At 37.2% G+C, this 17,735-nt stretch carries 12 protein-coding genes; 7 read left to right on the top strand and 5 right to left on the bottom strand.

The window, feature by feature from the left end:
- Positions 1–16: 16 nt before the first annotated feature.
- Positions 17–439, bottom strand: coding sequence for a hypothetical protein (locus CG11_RS19380; RefSeq protein ID WP_052598493.1), 423 nt, complete (start codon positions 437–439; stop codon positions 17–19).
- Positions 440–891: 452 nt separating this feature from the next.
- Between CG11_RS19380 and CG11_RS19375 the strand changes: the two genes are divergently transcribed.
- From CG11_RS19375 to CG11_RS19360, 4 genes are all read left to right on the top strand, one after another.
- Entirely contained in the window at positions 892–1,284 is a 393-nt protein-coding gene (locus CG11_RS19375; RefSeq protein WP_052598506.1) for a RidA family protein, read from the top strand.
- 240 nt (positions 1,285–1,524) lie between these two features.
- A complete protein-coding gene (gene hemA / locus CG11_RS19370; RefSeq protein ID WP_052598492.1) occupies positions 1,525–2,781 on the top strand; it encodes a glutamyl-tRNA reductase in 1,257 nt (418 codons plus the stop codon).
- Between the two features lie 227 nt (positions 2,782–3,008).
- Entirely contained in the window at positions 3,009–4,037 is a 1,029-nt protein-coding gene (locus CG11_RS19365) for a hypothetical protein (RefSeq protein ID WP_052598491.1), read from the top strand.
- A gap of 13 nt (positions 4,038–4,050) precedes the next feature.
- Positions 4,051–4,698 (top strand): hypothetical protein, encoded by a 648-nt coding sequence (locus tag CG11_RS19360; RefSeq protein WP_052598490.1) that lies wholly within the window; start codon positions 4,051–4,053, stop codon positions 4,696–4,698.
- A gap of 55 nt (positions 4,699–4,753) precedes the next feature.
- Here the strand turns inward: CG11_RS19360 and CG11_RS19355 are convergent, their stop codons facing one another.
- From CG11_RS19355 to guaB, 4 genes are all read right to left on the bottom strand, one after another.
- Positions 4,754–7,312: a T9SS type A sorting domain-containing protein gene (locus CG11_RS19355; RefSeq protein ID WP_052598489.1), complete on the bottom strand. Its 2,559-nt coding sequence runs from the start codon at positions 7,310–7,312 to the stop codon at positions 4,754–4,756.
- A gap of 4 nt (positions 7,313–7,316) precedes the next feature.
- Positions 7,317–7,676: a hypothetical protein gene (locus CG11_RS19350; RefSeq protein ID WP_052598488.1), complete on the bottom strand. Its 360-nt coding sequence runs from the start codon at positions 7,674–7,676 to the stop codon at positions 7,317–7,319.
- 435 nt (positions 7,677–8,111) lie between these two features.
- A complete protein-coding gene (guaA, locus tag CG11_RS19345; protein WP_052598487.1) occupies positions 8,112–9,653 on the bottom strand; it encodes a glutamine-hydrolyzing GMP synthase in 1,542 nt (513 codons plus the stop codon).
- Positions 9,654–9,760: 107 nt separating this feature from the next.
- Positions 9,761–11,224: an IMP dehydrogenase gene (gene guaB / locus CG11_RS19340; RefSeq protein ID WP_052598486.1), complete on the bottom strand. Its 1,464-nt coding sequence runs from the start codon at positions 11,222–11,224 to the stop codon at positions 9,761–9,763.
- Positions 11,225–11,593: 369 nt separating this feature from the next.
- Here guaB and CG11_RS19335 point away from each other — a divergent pair, with 369 nt between their 5' ends.
- From CG11_RS19335 to CG11_RS19325, 3 genes are all read left to right on the top strand, one after another.
- A complete protein-coding gene (locus CG11_RS19335; RefSeq protein WP_052598485.1) occupies positions 11,594–12,673 on the top strand; it encodes an AIR synthase-related protein in 1,080 nt (359 codons plus the stop codon).
- 681 nt (positions 12,674–13,354) lie between these two features.
- On the top strand, positions 13,355–14,437 hold the full coding sequence (locus CG11_RS19330) for a 3-oxoacyl-ACP synthase III family protein (protein WP_052598484.1): 1,083 nt from the start codon (positions 13,355–13,357) through the stop codon (positions 14,435–14,437).
- Positions 14,438–14,725: 288 nt separating this feature from the next.
- A complete protein-coding gene (locus CG11_RS19325; protein WP_052598483.1) occupies positions 14,726–17,731 on the top strand; it encodes an AIR synthase-related protein in 3,006 nt (1,001 codons plus the stop codon).
- The last annotated feature ends 4 nt before the right edge of the window (positions 17,732–17,735 follow it).

Genomic DNA, 17,735 nt, shown 5'->3' with positions numbered 1-17,735 from the left:
CGTTATCTTGATAAATCTAGCACCAGTCTCCTGAAGTAGCTAATCCAATGATGAGTATAAGCCCAAGTATTAGAAACAAAAGCAATGGTAAACATAACATGATAATAGCGGCAACAAGTAGGGGCGTAATCCCCAAAACAAGTGCAGTGACTAGCAATGCAATCGCAATGGGATACCAAGCTATTCCAACAATGACAAGTAGAGTATGTGTCACATCCGAATTGGGGCGAGTCAGTTGCTTTTCTTTAAAATATTGAATTCGTTTTTTTATTGCCTTTCGTCTTTTTCGCTTCAATTGCTTTTTTTTATGATTGAATTGCTTTGATGTAGAAGTGTTGGATTTGATAACAGGGACTGCGGAAGCTTGAATGGTATTGGTAAAACTATTGCCTAAGAGAAAAAAAATTAAGCAAAGCAGAAATGATAATTTTATGCTCATAGTATCTTAAATTTTAAACTGTTCTTGATTATAACAACAGTTCGTTGAAGATTTTATTAGCTTGATAATTAATAAGTTATGGTTTTATTGCGTTTTGTGTTAAAATTTTGATTATCAAAATAATATAAATGTGCTTTTTTATCTTTTTGGTAAAAAAGCAAACAACTAAGCGATAGCGATCTCACGACCGCAGGGAGCTAATCAACGAACTACTATTATAATAGAGAAAGGTTTTACAAAAAAGTTTGTTGCGCTACTATGGTTTGAGTAACCTAAAATTACACCAAAATTGAATGTTTGTTTAATTTTAGAACATTTGTTTAATTTTTAACTTTTTGTTAATGATTTATAGAAGAATAGTAGGCATGAGCCATGTATGCATAAAAAACTAGGAATTGACAAGTGTCAACTACTTGTGATTTTATACTTAACAATTAAAGATGATAATGATGATGAACAAGAGACAAAAAATTCAATCTGGTACAAAGTGGGAGAAAACGGTAGGATATAGCCGAGCTGTTCGAGTTGGAAATATAGTAGAAGTGGCAGGGACAACAGCAATGGATGGAGATCAGTTGATTGGAAAAGACGATGCGTATGCACAAACTAAATTTATTTTAGAAAAAATAGAACAAGCACTAGGAGAGGCAGGAGCGTCTCTAAAAGATGTTGTTCGAACTCGAATGTATGTTACCAATATAGACGAGTGGGAAGCAATTGGTCGAGCGCATGGAGCCGTCTTCAAAGATATTCAACCAGCAGCTACAATGGTAGAAGTGAGTCGCCTGATAAATCCTGATTTGAAGATAGAAATAGAAGTTTCTGCCATATTAATGTCAGAATAGCACTCTAGGAGATTAAATGAACATTCAAATCAATATTAGAGACCAAAATAGAAAAGAATTTTGTATATTTTGGAATAGAAGCAAGGTTATTTGATTAGAATAAATTTAAATAAGGATAGCTTCTAGCGAACTGACATAAAAATGACAGGAAAAATGTATATTTTCTTGTACTTTTGTGTTCTAAGATAAAGAACCAAACACAAGTTATACAACAGTTAACATCCGTACTTTACTACATACATGGACACACTAAGTAGTTACAAAATATTAACTATCACGCACAAAAGCACACCACTTAAAAATATTGGTAATTTTGTATTGCCTAATTTAGATAGTGAATGTGCCCTTCAACAAAAATTACAAGCCATCCAAACTGCCCTTGGAATGGACGAATTGTTATATTTGGCTACCTGTAATCGTGTCTTGTTTTTCTTCACATCTGCACAACCTTTAACTGATTGTTTTTTAGAGAAATTTGAATCAGTTGTCTATCCTAATTTAAGTGCTAATATTAAATTAAAAGATTCTGCAAGTATTTATTATGGGAATGCTGCCATTACTCATTTGTTAGAGGTTGCTTCGTCTGTAGATTCTTTAGTAATTGGAGAAAGAGAGATTTTACGACAATTAAGGGAGGCTTATCAGCGTTGCTGCAAAGTTGGAGCAACAGGGGATTCTATCCGTATGGCAGTACAACTAGCAGTGGAATCTGCCAAGAAGGTTTATTCGACTACTCGAATTGGTCAGAAAGCAGTATCCGTTGTTTCTTTGGCTATTCGCCAATTGTTGGCTAAAAATCCCCCTAGAGATGCTCGTATTTTAATTGTGGGAGCAGGACAAACCAATACGCTTGTTGGAAAGTTTTTGTTAAAGTATGGTTTTCAAAACTGTACGGTGTTTAATCGTTCTAAACCCAATGCAGTTACTTTAGCAAAAATGTTGGGCAAAGGTCCGGCATTTACATTGGATGCACTGCCCCAATATGACAAAGGTTTTGATATCTTAATTGCTTGTACAGGAGCAACAGAAGCTATCATTACTCCCGAATTATACGAAAAGCTGTTGCAAGGGGAAACAGATGAGAAAATTTTGATTGACTTGTCTATACCTAATAATATTAACCCAGTAATTGCAGAAACCTATCCAACAACTTATATTGAAATTGATGGATTGAAAGAGTTGGTAAACGAAAACTTAGCATTTAGAGAAAAAGAGGTCATTAATGTTCAGGCAATTATCAAAGAACGTGTCGCTGAGTTTAGAAAAATTTATAAAGGTAGGCAGGTAGAATTAGCTTTGAAGGAAGTTCCGACGCAAATCAAGGCGATTCGTCAACATGCTTTAACGTCTGTTTTTAAGAACGAAGTTTCTTCTTTGGATCATGAAGTACAAGAATTGATTGATCGAATGATGACTTACATGGAGAAACGATGCATTGCTATTCCAATTCAAGCGGCAAAAGAACATTTAGCAGGGGTTGTTTCTAGCAAAAAATAGTTTGAATAATACAAATAATTATTAGAGAAAAAGCAAAATCTGTTGTAGTAGATTTTGCTTTTTTTTTTGAAAAATTTACATTGTTTTACATTTGTTTACACTCGTTTACAATGTTTTACATTTTATTTTTTTTTAATATTTTTTGTGCTGGATAATTTTGTGAAAACAGTTTGTTTTTATAAGTTTGGATGGATATGTAATTATAAATCATCCAAATAGTCCCAATTATGAAAGCTCGTTTTGTTGCTTTATTTTTTATCGTTGGTGCATTTACTGCCTGCGAAAGAAAAGAACCTTTACCAAATCTTCCCATCCCCTCTTTAAGTGAGGTGCGTCTGATTGACGGTCGCTTGCACTTCCCCTCTCAAGAACAATTTGATGCCACTCGTCTAGCCATTAATAGACCAATGCCCATTGATGTGAGCGAATGGCAATCGAAAATAGGCTTCCACTCTATGAAGATGACATTTGATGCCATTCAGAGAGATTTTGAACAGGTTGAAAATAGAGTCGACTATCAGCGCTTTCAAGAACAACATCAAGATTATCTTTGGATGACACCAGATAGTTCTGTTTCTATAAAGGGCTATCATCCCTTTTTGAGTGCACTGCTCAACATCAATGGAGAAGTATCGATTGCAAATTTCTTGGTCAAATATACCAATACGCATATAATACGTATCGAAGATAGTTCTGAGGAAAAACTAGCACAAGCACAAAAAGAACTTATTTCTGATGAAAAAAATGGCATTTGGGTAGTACCTAGACGAGATATGGAAGCTAATTTGGTAAATAGTCGATATTGCCATCCCAATGATATATGGCATACATTGCACGGGTATTCTGGTGTAGAGCATCGAATCTATGCTTATTATAATGTGGATAATAAAACTAGCCAGTTATCTTATAGTGTGTTAATTAATGCAGCACCAATGGAGGTGAAAAGCTATTTTAACGTACACATCAAATCTCAGTACAGAGGCTTTTTAAATTATTGGTACCGCAAGCGAACAACCATTACTTGGAATGTAGGATGGGGAGTAGAAGCCAATGATAAAACTAAAAGCCCTAATTTTGGTCATGGGACAGGCGGAACTGTTGGCAATGTTAGTGAGATCAATTATAGCTATGATATACGACCCAATGGATTGTTGATTTACTGGAATGAAAAATCGGATAATGATTATCGATTTGACTACTGTTCATCTTATTTACAAACACCTTTAATGAGTGGTTCTAAATCTTGCCCACGATAAAACTACAATTGTTATGAAAATATATTATAGCATCTTATTTATCTTTTTTAGCTATACTCTTGTGGCACAATTTAGTGTAGAGGCTATAGTAGGGACAGGCTTAAATATGTCAATTCATCGCCAATATGTATCCCAAGAGAAGCCGAGACCTAATTTTACGGCTGAAACGCATTTTCCAGGAGGAGGGTTGGACATAGGCTTTGGAGCTAGGTTGGGATTTGATGACCGCCTTTCTTTTGGTCTGGGGATAGAATATCAGTATAAAGGACACGAAGGAAATTACATAAAGCAAGCTTATATAAATCCAGAAAACAGTAAATACTGGTTTCATATTTTGGTTATACCAATAGATGCGCAATATACTTTGCCCAATAACATAGGTTTCCATTTAGGGGTAGAGTTGGGCAATATTTTAGGACCTTGGTTCAACAATGGATTTTTGTTTTATCAGAACAAGGTAATGGTGGGAGCCTTGACAGGGATTTCGTACACCAAAGGGCGTTTTCGATTTGAGCTCTTGTACAAGCACTATTTTAATTATTACATGAAACAGACCATTTACATAGGCAGTACTGCATCTGGCTTTGTAGAGTTTTCAGATTACAATCGTTTTCACGATATACAATTGAGAGTAGCTTTTCGTTTGTTTCGGGTGAATTAGGAAATAAAAGAACGGGCAAAGTCTATGTTGACCTTGCCTGTTTTGTATCTAAGGTTTACCGAATAATCGTAATTCTTTGAGTTGATTTTAGACCACTTTGTGTGATACTGATATAATAAATCCCATCAGGTAAAGTAGATGTATTGATATGATTGGGCTCGTTTAAGTCCATTTGACCAATAGAATAATCTACCATAGTTTGTCCCACCATATTAGCAATATGAATGTGTAAAGGTGATGAAAAATCATTTCCAGTATACTCAAATTGAATATAGTCTTTTGCAGGATTTGGATGTAGTTCTGTGGTTAAGTTGTATCCTAATTCTTTGTCTGAACGTACGCTAATAATAGGAGACTGAGTAATGCTACCATCTATAGCTATAATTTTTAACCTATAGTAAGTCGTAGGAATAAAAGGAATTGGATCTACAAAAGAATATTTTCTTTGAGTAGGATCACTATTAACAATATCTGTTGTCTCCCAATTAATGCCATCGGTACTTTTTTCGATTCTGAAAAACTCTAAGTTTTGAGTGTTATCAATAGTCCAACTCAAGAAGTTTTTGGAACCGATTTGTTTGCCCTTAAATTCTATCAAGTCAGTTGACAAAAGAATGCAATCAAATGAAGCAGGAAATGTAGTTGGTATATCAACAGTACATCCAATATCTGCCCAAACTCCAATTTCTCCATCTGAAAATGTTTTCATAGAAACACTACAATCTGTTTCTCCTAGACTACAAGCAGTAATGTCTTTAACTTGCAGAGAGAAACAAACTTGCCAGCCCCCAAGATCAGCACATTGAGGAAAATTGTTGTCTCCGTAACTACTGTTAGGGTCTGTTTCTGGCGTGTTGCAATCACCACTAGGCGAAGCATAAGAAGTTAAAAAGAACCAACCTGCTCCAACATTATCTCCAGAATTTAATCCTGTTGGGTTGGGGGTGGTTAGGTTATAGGTTACGGCTCCATCAGGAAACCATGCCCAAGAACCTGGAGAATCTCCCTCACAAGGATTGGGAGGGCCTGTTGTTGAAGGTCCAATAACCCCAACTGTAGACAAAGGCGTTGGCAAACTAGTAGGTTGACCTTGTGCATCGAAAGATACAGGATCCCAGCAGTTTCCAAAACTAGGAACAATGCCATGAAGATAATTGCAATTGGTTGTAGATGAAATATAAGAATTGATGGTATAACAAAAAGTAACAACCTCTCCAGCTTGGAAAGGTCCCGTCAAAGGAGACCCCATAGAAGTGCTTGTTACCTCAAGCCTATTATCTACATTACAAGCACTGTTGTCTAAATCTTGACTCAAGCACAAATCAAATACTCCAGTATTCCCTGAAACATCCGATACGGCAAGAATATAAGTCGTATTAGGCGCTATATTAATTTGTGTCGCAGCAGCACTACCTCCTGTTCCTTCTGTACAATTGACAATGGTAAAAGGTCCACAACTATTGGTAAATAAGGTAAACTCAGGGGTTGATAAGTCGGTACTCGTTAGGTTTATATCTAAAGTAGCTGCTGCTGCATCAGTGGTAAAGGTATACCAAACGGTTTCATTTGGAAGGTCATAACAGTTGTTTCCTGTAAAGTTAGGACCAGCAGTAGCTCCATTGTTACAGTCATTAACACAGGCTGCAGCTCCTCCAGAAGCGTTTAAAGTAATTGTCGCTGCAGAGGTACATTCGTTGTTGTCTGTACAACTAGAAGGGGCAACATCTTGGCTGATACATAAATCAAAAGTCCCTTGATCTGCCGTAGCATCTGAGATGGCAATTAGATAGGTGGTGTTAGGCGTAACAGTTACATTACTAGAGCTAGCCGAACCACCAGTGCCTTCTACACAATCAATAACTGTAAAATTGCTACAGTCAGGAGTTGTAAAAACTGTAAATTCAGGGTTGCTAAGTGTAGCACTAGTAAGATTAACACTCAAAGAGGTTGCTGTTGCATCAGTAGTAACAGAATACCAAACGGTATTGTTAGGAAAATCAAAGCAATTGGTTCCCGCAAAGTCAGGACCAAATGAAGCTCCTGTATTACAATCGTTGACACAGACATCTGCCCCACCAGTAGGGTTTAAGGCAATAGATGCAGGGCTACTACAATCTTGATTATCGATACAACCAGGTGGAGGTGCAGGATTGTCTACACAAACACTCAATGTTCCTGTGCTGTTATCGTTATTACTAGAAACAACAATCCAGTAGGTTTCTCCTATTGTTAATGGAGTAGTAGCAGCGCTAATACTCGTATAATTACCATTTTGGTCGTTACAAGATACTTCTGTAAAACCCGCACAGGTACTAGCAGGAGTTCCTGATACAACCAAAAATTCTGGACGCCAGCCATTGGCCGTACTGCTTACTGTTATATTGGCGGAAATTCCTTGTGCTGTAAATTGAAACCATGTATCGTTATTTCCTTCTTCGCAAGACCCTGCTCCTAGTGCATTCGTAGTACTTGGAGCACTCGTGGCACAGGTTGAACCTGTTAAGTCCGTGACGGCTACTGCCGATCCACAATCGTTCTGTGCACGGGCAAATAAACAAGTGAAGGTGCTCAACAATAGAGTAAATATTATTTTTCTAGTGTATAAATGCATCATATTATTATTCGCTTTTAGTTGGGTTAGAAGATATAGAAGCAGGAGTATGACTAAGGGGGAAGATGACAATCGTAACATAATTATCCCAATTCAACCGAACTATTTCGGTTGCTTTTCGGGAAGCTTTTATCGTTTCTAGCAAGCTCTGGGTATAAAGTACCTGATAATTGGCTAGGTTGGTCTCGACATAAAACGTCCCATCTAGTTCTTTTTTTAATAATTCTATATCTGAAGGAACAGTTCGTATGGCTTCAGAAGTAGAGGTTGTGGTGGGAACGACTGTTATAGGAGTTTTGGATAGCGTTGTTTGTCCCCAACTTAACCATGGCATAAAGGCAAGAAAGTACAGTAAAGTATATTTCATAAAATATATTTTAAGCATTAAAAAATAGATAGAATTGGGAAGAAATTGAGAAGGAATAGTGGAGGGTGATTATTTACTTTTTATTACTTTATGATTAAAAAATAACAAAAGTGAACTTAGTTGGACGATAATCTTAGGTAAAAGGGCTGATTAAAAGATGATAATAAGAAAGTTACTTATCCCAAACCACTACTATCAAATGAATAATATTGTCTTGTGATGGAATGTTTTATCCTTTTTAGGAGATAGATTTGTAAGAGCGTTTTTAATAGAACGGTGAATTAGAAAACTTTGTTGTGTGAAGAGTAGGGATATTGGATGACATGCAGCAACTACACTTATGACAACTAAATTGGTAAAAGGTTGGAATTTTGTAGTGATAAGCATATAAAAAAAAAGCAAGTTTCGACCGAAACTTGCTTTAAAATTTATTTTTTACTCCCACTCGATGGTCGCAGGAGGTTTAGACGTGATGTCATAAACGATACGATTGACATGTTGTACTTCATTCACAATACGAGTAGAAATAGCTTCTAAAGTAGGATAAGGAATTCTAGCCCAATCAGCAGTCATACCATCCAAACTTGTGACACCACGTAATCCGATGGTATAGTTATAGGTGCGTTCATCTCCCATCACACCGACTGTTTTAATTCCTGTTAAGACTGCAAAATATTGCCAAATTTCTTTCGCCAAACCAGCTTTACGAATCTCTTCTCTGTAAATCCAATCCGCTTCACGCAAAATATCCAATTTCTCTTCTGTAATGTCTCCGATAACTCGAATAGCGAGACCTGGACCAGGGAATGGTTGACGATCTACAACATGACCTGGTAAACCTAGTTCACGTCCAACTTCTCGCACCTCATCTTTAAACAAGTCACGCAAAGGTTCAATAACACCAGTAAAAGACATATCCTCTGGTAAACCTCCTACATTGTGATGACTTTTGATAACAGCGGCATGCTCGCTACCACTTTCAATAACATCTGGGTAGATTGTTCCTTGTACCAACAATTCTACGCCATCTAGTTTATCCGCTTCGGCTTCAAAAACACGGATGAATGTTTCACCGATATTTTTACGTTTTGTCTCAGGATCGGTGATACCAGCTAATTTACTTAAAAACAATTCTTGTGCATTGACACGAATTAAATTTAAATCAAATTGTTCTGTAAATACTTTTTCAACCAAATCACCTTCATCTTTACGCAATAAGCCATTATCCACAAAGATACAAGTTAATTGATGTCCAACCGCTTTGTGCACTAGCATGGCTGCCACAGACGAATCAACACCACCAGACAAGGCACACAAGACTTTGCGATCACCAATTTCTTCTTTTAGTTGCTGAATGGTGTTTTCTACAAAATTACTCATGATCCAATCTCCTTGACAACCACAGATTTCGTACAAGAAATTCTCTAGCATTTGTCTACCTTCTGTGGTATGCACAACCTCAGGGTGATATTGAAAACCATAAATCTTGTCTTTGTCGTTGGCAAACGCAGCAATTGGACAGTGATCTGTTTGAGCAATTATTTTGTAATCCTCGCTAGGTAGTTTGGTCACATGATAAGTATGACTCATCCAACAAACTGTTTTCTGATGAACCCCTTTGTAGATAGGATGGGCTCCAGCCACCTCCAGTTCCTTTTTCCCATACTCACGGTTTTGAGCAGCTTCTAGCGTTCCTCCTAAAAGATGGGCAGTTAATTGAGCACCATAACATATTCCTAAAATTGGAATGCCTAGCTCAAATATCTTAGGATCAACAGACGGTGCATTTTCTTCGTAAGCAATGCTAGGACCACCTGTAAAAATAATTCCCTTTGGGTTTTTAGCTGTAATAGTAGCTAAATCAGCATTGTGAGGTAAAACTTCACAATATACTTTTGATTCTCGGACACGTCTAGCAATCAATTGATTGTACTGACCTCCAAAATCTAATACTAGAATTAACTCGTGGTTATTCATTTTTTTATAATTATGACAATGACCTGTTGAAAATTAACAAGTTTAAGATGATGAATAAAGGAACATTTGCTTTTTAAAACCTATAACACAGCATACTTAGATCAACTCTAACGAACACTGTAATTAGGAGCTTCTTTAGTAATATAGATATCATGAGGATGACTTTCTTTTAAGCCAGCACCTGTAATGCGCATAAAACGTGCAGTTTCGTGCAACATTTCGATATCTTTAGCTCCACAGTATCCCATACCTTGTTGTACACCACCAATCAGTTGGAACAAAGTATCGGCTACTTCTCCTTTGTAAGCAACACGCCCTTCTACTCCTTCTGGAACTAATTTTTTCTCTTCTGTTTTCCCTTCTTGGAAATAACGATCTTTACTTCCTTTTTGCATGGCACCAATCGATCCCATCCCTCGGTAAACTTTGAATTTACGACCTTGGTACAACTCCATAGCACCGGGGCTCTCTTTACAACCAGCCAGCATACTACCCATCATACAAGTAGAAGCACCGGCAGCTAATGCCTTGATTACGTCACCAGAGTATTTTAATCCTCCATCTGCAATAACAGGAATGCCATAAGATTTGGCTGCTTCGGCACAATCCTCAATTGCTGTAATTTGAGGAACCCCCACACCTGCAACCACACGAGTTGTACAGATAGAACCAGGACCAATACCAACTTTTACAGCATCGGCACCAGCTTCAATTAGAGCAATTGTTGCCTCAGGTGTTGCAACATTTCCAGCGATAATATCTACATTCGGGTAGGCTGCTTTGATGTTTTTCAAGTGGTCAATAACACCTTTAGAATGCCCATGAGCAGTGTCAACAACCAGAACATCAACTCCTGCCTCTACTAAAGCCTTAACACGTTCAGGTGTATCTTTAGAAGTACCAATAGCTGCCGCTGCCAACAAACGCCCTTTTTCATCTTTTGCAGCATTGGGATATTGGATTGCTTTTTCGATATCCTTGATGGTAATTAATCCACCGAGTTTGAAATCCGCATCTACCAAAGGCAGTTTTTCGATACGGTGTTTTTGCAAAATAGCTTTAGAAGCCTCTAGAGTTGTTCCTACAGGAGCTGTAATTAAGCCCTCTCTAGTCATTACTTCGTCTATTTTGCGATTGTGATTGGTTTCGAAACGTAGGTCTCTATTGGTTAGAATTCCAACCAAAGTGCCATTTTCGTTTGTAATAGGTACGCCAGATATTTTGTATTTAGCCATCAATTCTTCTGCTTCATAGACGTAGTGGTTGGCAGATAAATAGATAGGTTTTGAAATTACAAAATTTTGAGAGCGTTTGACTTTAATCACCTCTTCAGCTTGTTCCTGTATGGACATATTCTTATGAATAACTCCAATTCCACCATTTCTTGCCATTGCGATTGCCATAGAGGCTTCTGTAACCGTATCCATACCAGCACTGATTAGTGGCATATTCAGCCACAAGTTTTTGGTTAGGCGTGTACGCAAAGATGTTTGATGTGGTAAAACTTCGGAATAGTTGGGGATGAGGAGAACATCGTCGAAGGTGAGTCCTTCTTTTAGCAACTTTTTCATCTTGGAAAGTTAAGTGGTTTGGAAAAAATTGCGAGCAAATCTACATTGTTATTTTGTTAATCCCAAATATACGCGATTTAAAGTGGTTATAAAAAACAATTAAAGTCTTAAAATTAATATTAATTTAATAAATTTAATAGACTAAGGAAAAGGTTGAGTGGTTTTATGTGTTTGCTTTTTAGTGTTTTATGTGTTTGTTTTTCTGCTTTTTATTCCTTTTGATGAATTGGAGGATTATTTTTCGGTAACGATTATTTGTTTTAGATATAAAAATGCTACCTTTGCACTTTAATTCAGAGGGAGAGAAAAAAAGAGTTAGGCAGAGCCTATAAATTTAAACCATTTCATTTCTTTTCACAACATTAACAAATGTCCAATCAAAAGAAAAGTGGCCTAGATATCGACCTTGGAAATCTTTGTTCCAAAGATGCATTCGGCTGGGCTAAAAAGACCTTCTCCAATAGAACCAATAAGGCAGGTGCTGCCGCACTAAAAGTTGACGGCGTTTTCTCTAATATGCTTCAATTTGGCAATCAACGCATCGGAATTGCTTCCGATGGTATTGGTACCAAGATAGAGCTGGCAGAACGTACGGGTATTTACGATACCTTAGGCTTTGATTTAGTAGCAATGGTAGCAGACGATCTAGCAACGGCAGGTTTTGAACCTACGAATATTTCCAACATCATAGATGTCGATCAGTTAGACCGAGCAACCATTAATAGCTTGATGAAGGGACTAACAGAAGCTTGTGACTTTTGTGGCATGAGTATTTCTGGTGGTGAAATTGCTGAATTGGGAAATCGCATTGGTGGATATGGTGACGGAATGCATTTCAATTGGTGCTCTACGGCAATCGGTATTTTACCAGAAGAATTAGAAAAACCCTTTGATGGTACTGCTGTTCAAGCAGGGGATAAAGTGATTGCTTTAAAAGGGCGAGGATTTCGCAGCAATGGTTTTTCATTGATTCGCAGAATTATGCAAGCTAGCTTTGGAGATGCTTGGCACAATGAAATATACGAAGGCGAGACTACTTGGGGCGAAGCTTTATTGACACCTTCTTTGATTTTTACCCCTGTTATTACCAAAATGATTAAGGCGGGCGTAGCATTGTCTGGTGTCGCACATATTACTGGTGGAGGTATTATTGATAACTTTCAGCGTGTACTAAAAGCGAATGGAGTAGGGGCAGACTTGGACAACTTGTTTGAGCCTTTGCCTGTTATGAAACGCTTGATGGACTTAGGAAATGTAGCGGCTGAGGATGCTTATTTATACTGGAATATGGGCAACGGAATGTTGGTTGTAGCCGAAGAAAGTCAAGTAGATAAAATCCTAGAGATAACGAAAGAACAAGGTTATCAAGCACAGATAGCTGGAACAATTACGGCAGAGCGTAGGATTACGCTGAAAACAGCAAGCGCTGAACTAGAAGGAACGTACTAAAATAATGAAGAAGACTGTCTGCGAAAGACAGTCTTTTTTCTTTAACGATATCATGATTTATTGAAAAATAATTAAGTTGTTGAATCCATGCTTTGTGACGAAATCGCTTTAAACGAACAATTAGTAGGTATTATAAAGAAATAGGTTGCTAGTTTTGTTGATTGTTAACAAAATTTGCTTCTCCAGTATTTAAAAAGCTAATTGTTAATTTAATAGCCAATGATTTCTGCTGTTTTGCTTTGTTAACTCTGAGGTTTCTAGCAACAGTAAAAAACACCAAGCACTATTTTGATCTACTTGAATAGATAAAAGGAACCTTTTTTTATCCCAAATAAGGAACCCTATCTTTTGTTTAAAATAGTATATTTGCAATTTAAAATCTACTCAAAATCCCAAAGAAGAAACAGACTAGAAGTAGTGTGTATTTTAGTAGAACATTTTTTAATAGAAGCTATTTGAAGCAATGTTGGAGGATGGTTTCTGAAAACAATACTTAATGAATTTGATCTCTCTTTAAAGTGTTTTTTAGGAGGATAAATGTGATTTTGTAGCTGTTTGCTCTTAACGAAATTATTGTATTATAATACAATTTGTAGTGGTAAGCGTGAATTTAAACGTCTTACAAAGAGTAACCAAATCATTATCATCAATCACATTAAGTAAGACAATAAAAAAAATTTCATGAAAAGATATAGTTCAAGAATTATAGGGAGTGGATCGGTATTACCAAAAATAAAAAAAGCAAATAATGCTTTTTGGAACAATACGTTTTTTAATAAAGACCACGAACGAATGACTAAAACAAACGAGGCAATTACCGCTAAGTTTGAAGAAGTGGCAGGTATTGTAGAGCGTCGAGTAGCAGAGAAAGGAGTGAAGGCATCTGATTTGGGAACTCAGGCGGCTAAATTGGCTATAGAATCTTCAGGAATAGATCCTGAAACGCTAGAATATATTATTGTGGCACATAACTTTGGTGATGTAAATTACGGAACGATTCAATCCGATTTATTACCAAACTTAGCCGCTAAAGTAAAACAAAAATTAGGGATCAAAAATCCGAATTGTGTGGCATATGATATTTTGTTTGGATGCCCTAGTTGGGTGCAAGCATTTATTCAAGCCAATTACTATATCAAATCAGGTGATGTAAAACGCGTTATGGTTGTTGGAGCGGATACCGTTTCTAGAATGACCGACCCGCACGATATTGATGGGATGTTGTTTGCTGATGGAGGGGGTGCCGCTATATTAGAGGCTGTTGAATATGAAGAAGACGAAGAACCAACAGGAATTTTGTCTCATGTGACAGTTTCTGATTGTGTGGGAGAGGCGGATTATTTGAAAATGGGAGACTCTCTACGTCCAGAAACAGAAGGACAATACATTCGTATGTACGGAAAAGGTGTTTTCCGTTATGCCGTCACCAAAGTGCCTGCTGCTATGAATGAATGCTTGGCAAAAGCTGGATTGAAGTTGGAAGATGTAGACAAATTTGTCATGCATCAAGCGAATATGAAAATGAATAAGATTATTTTGAAGCGTTTGTATGAGCTAAATGGCTATTCGGATTATCCTGAAGAAATGATGCCATTGGTGGTGCACAAGTTGGGCAATAGCTCTGCTGCTACGGTGCCAACTGTCTTAGACCTTATTATGAAAGGTGTTATGGATGGTCAGACAATCAACAAAGGTGATATTGTTGTTTTTGCATCTGTAGGAGCAGGAATGCACGCCAATTGTGTGGTTTATAAACATTCGTAATGCTTTGAAGTAGTTGTAGCAATAGGTTACATCATGTTTGCAATACATAGATTGTTGGATAGATAGGATAGTTCCTCATTGATAATTGTCAAAGAATAAGAAAATTATATAGATAATCATAATCACTTAATAAATTGCTTTGTTGAAATATAAATGTTCTAAATGCATGTTTATGAGCACCAAAGTAATTGTTAGACTTAATCATTACTTCGTCAAACTAATGCAAAGATGTTTTTAGTTTTTTAGCTAAAATCCACGAAGTATTAACTTAATAACAGAACATAAATAATGACTGCTTCTATTCAAGTTTTATTGAAACCACACATCGTTGATGTAAAAGGCAAAAAGGTTGAAGAGAAATGCCTAAAACAATTAGGGATTACAACAGGAAAGGTAAAAAGCGCGAAGCTTTTTTCAATCAACTACAATGCAAGTTCAGCCGAACTACACGACTATGCCACTCGTTGTATTAAAGATGTTGTAACAGATGAAATTTTGGTTAATGAGTTGTATGCACCGACAGATTATCAATCTTGTATTGCGATTGCTCAATTGCCAGGGGTAACTGATGATGAAGGGATGTCTGCTCAAATGGCATGGGTAGATTTCTTTAATATAGAAGCGGATGTAAATACACAGCAAATTTTTACGCAAGTAGTGTATTACTTTGAGGAAAAGCTTTTGGAAGGAGAGTTGAAATTGATTGCCAAACGCTTGTTGGGAAATCCTTTGATCAATCACTTTACCTATGCTTATCAAGACGAAACGGGAACATTGAGTTTCAAACCTTATGTGCCTGAAGTGAAAATGACAACGGATGCTACGACAGAGATTGTTAACTTGAATCTAAGTGATGAGGATTTGGTACAATTGTCGAAAGAAAAGGTGTTGGCTCTGAATTTAGCCGAGATGAAAGCCATTGTTGGTTATTATAATAATGACAAGACAAAAGAAGCACGTCAAGCAGTAGGTTTGCCAATAGACCCTACCGATTGTGAGTTGGAAATACTGGGGCAGACTTGGTCAGAACACTGCAAACACAAGGAGTTTAATGCTGCCATTCATTATAAAAATACAGAAACGGGAGAAGAGAAAACCATCAATTCTCTATTTAAAACGTATATCAAAGGAACAACATCTACGGTTCAAGAAAGTCTAGAAGCAAACAACAATAAGTGGTTGGTGAAGGTGTTTTCTGACAATGCTGGAGTGGTTAAAGCAACCAAAGATCAGCTGTTTGTTTGGAAAGTAGAAACGCACAATTCTCCATCTGCCTTAGATCCTTACGGAGGGGCTATTACTGGTATATTGGGTAATAATCGTGACCCCTTAGGTACAGGAGTAGGTGGTGCAAAGTTATTGTTTAATACCAATGTACTTTGTTTTGGTAATCCAGATTATGACAAACCTTTGTTGACGGGGCAATTACACCCTCGCCAAATTATGGAAGGAGTGGTGTCTGGAATTGAAGATGGCGGGAACAAATCTGGGGTTCCAACCGTAAATGGCTCGGTTGTTTTTGACGATCGTTATAGTGGTAAACCTTTGGTTTATTGTGGAACAGGTGCTTTAATGCCTTACGACTACAAAGGAAAACCATCTTGGGAGAAACCAATTGATGCTGGAGATAGAATTATTGTTGCAGGTGGACGTGTGGGGAAAGATGGTATTCATGGTGCAACGTTTTCTTCTATAGAAATTGATGAGCATTCTCCATCTTCCGCAGTTCAAATTGGAAGTCCAATTACACAGAAAAAAGTAGCAGACTTTTTAGTAAAAGCTTGTTTGGAAGGATTGGTGAAGTGTAGTACCGACAATGGTGCTGGTGGTTTGTCTTCTTCTATTGGTGAATTAGCAACTATTTCTGGAGGAGCTATTGTACACCTAGAAAAAGTGCCTTTAAAATATGCAGGATTAAAACCTTGGGAGATTTTTGTTTCGGAATCTCAAGAGCGAATGTCATTGGTTATTGAGGAGGATAAAGTAGCGCCTTTGTTTGAAATGGCCAAAGCAATGGAGGTGGAATTGACCGACATTGGAGTGTTTACAGACAATGGTTATTTGGATATTCGCTACAATGATAATAAAGTAGCTTATTTGGATATGGAATTCCTACATGAAGGTGATCCTCAAAAAGTGATGTATGCACAATGGGATAAGCCTTCTTTAAAAGAACCAACTTTGCCAACGATAGAGAATTATAATGAGGTATTGGTTCAATTAATGGGAAGTCTAAATATATGCTCTAGAGAGTCTATTATTCGTCAGTACGATCATGAGGTAAAAGGTAAAACAATTATCAAACCGTTGATGGGACCCAAAGGAAAAGCACCACAAGATGCTGCAATTATGCGTTTTGGGTTCAATAGCTTTGAAGGGGTGGCTGTTTCTAACGGAATTTTGCCTAGATACGGCGATATTGATGCTTATGAAATGTCGGCAGGGGCTTTTGATGAAGCCGTGCGTCAAATTATTTCAGCAGGAGGAAGTTTGCCAAATACAAAGTCGGATGATGGTATTTTTTGGTCGGTAAACGACAATTTCTGTGTACCTGATTCAGAGTATCACGAAGTCAGTAATCCAGATGGAAAATTGAAATTGGCTAAATTGGTTCAGATGTGTGAAGCATTGAATGATATGGCAACTTATTTCGATATTCCTCTAACATCGGGCAAAGATAGTATGAAAAATGACTTCAAAGCAGATGGTGTTAAAATATCGGTACCGCCAACAATCTTGTACTCAATGACAGCGAAGGTAGACGATGTTAGAAAAACAGTTACGTCGAACTTCAAAGCAGCAGGAGATTTAGTTTATCAATTGGGAACAACTTATGATGAATTAGGTGCTTCAGAGTTTTATAGCTTGTACAACGAGCTAGGGGCAAATGTACCTAAAGTACGCAAAGAAGCGGCTAAAGAACTGTACTTAAATGTTATGAAAGCGAATGCGGCTAACCTAATTGAATCAAGTCATGATTTATCCGATGGTGGACTAGCAGTTGCTTTGGTAGAGTCGGCTTTTGGAGGCGAGTTTGGATTGGAAGCTAATTTGGATGCTTTAGGTGATTGGACAGATTTGGTAAAACTATTTTCTGAATCACATTCTCGTTTTGTAGTGTCTATTCGTCCAGAGAATAAAGCGGCATTTGAGGCTATTTTGGGCGACAAGGCTTACTACTTAGGAAAAGTAACCGCTGAAAAGACAATTAACATTACTTCTAATAATAATAACTTGATTGATTTACCAACAGAAACCCTACTAGATGCTTGGGCAGGAGGTTTGGTATTGTAATAAA

Source organism: Aureispira sp. CCB-QB1 (genome assembly GCF_000724545.1).
Classification (GTDB): Bacteria; Bacteroidota; Bacteroidia; order Chitinophagales; family Saprospiraceae; genus Aureispira.
Note: the sequence above shows the minus strand (reverse complement) of the source record. Positions and strands in the feature narration are given on the sequence as shown.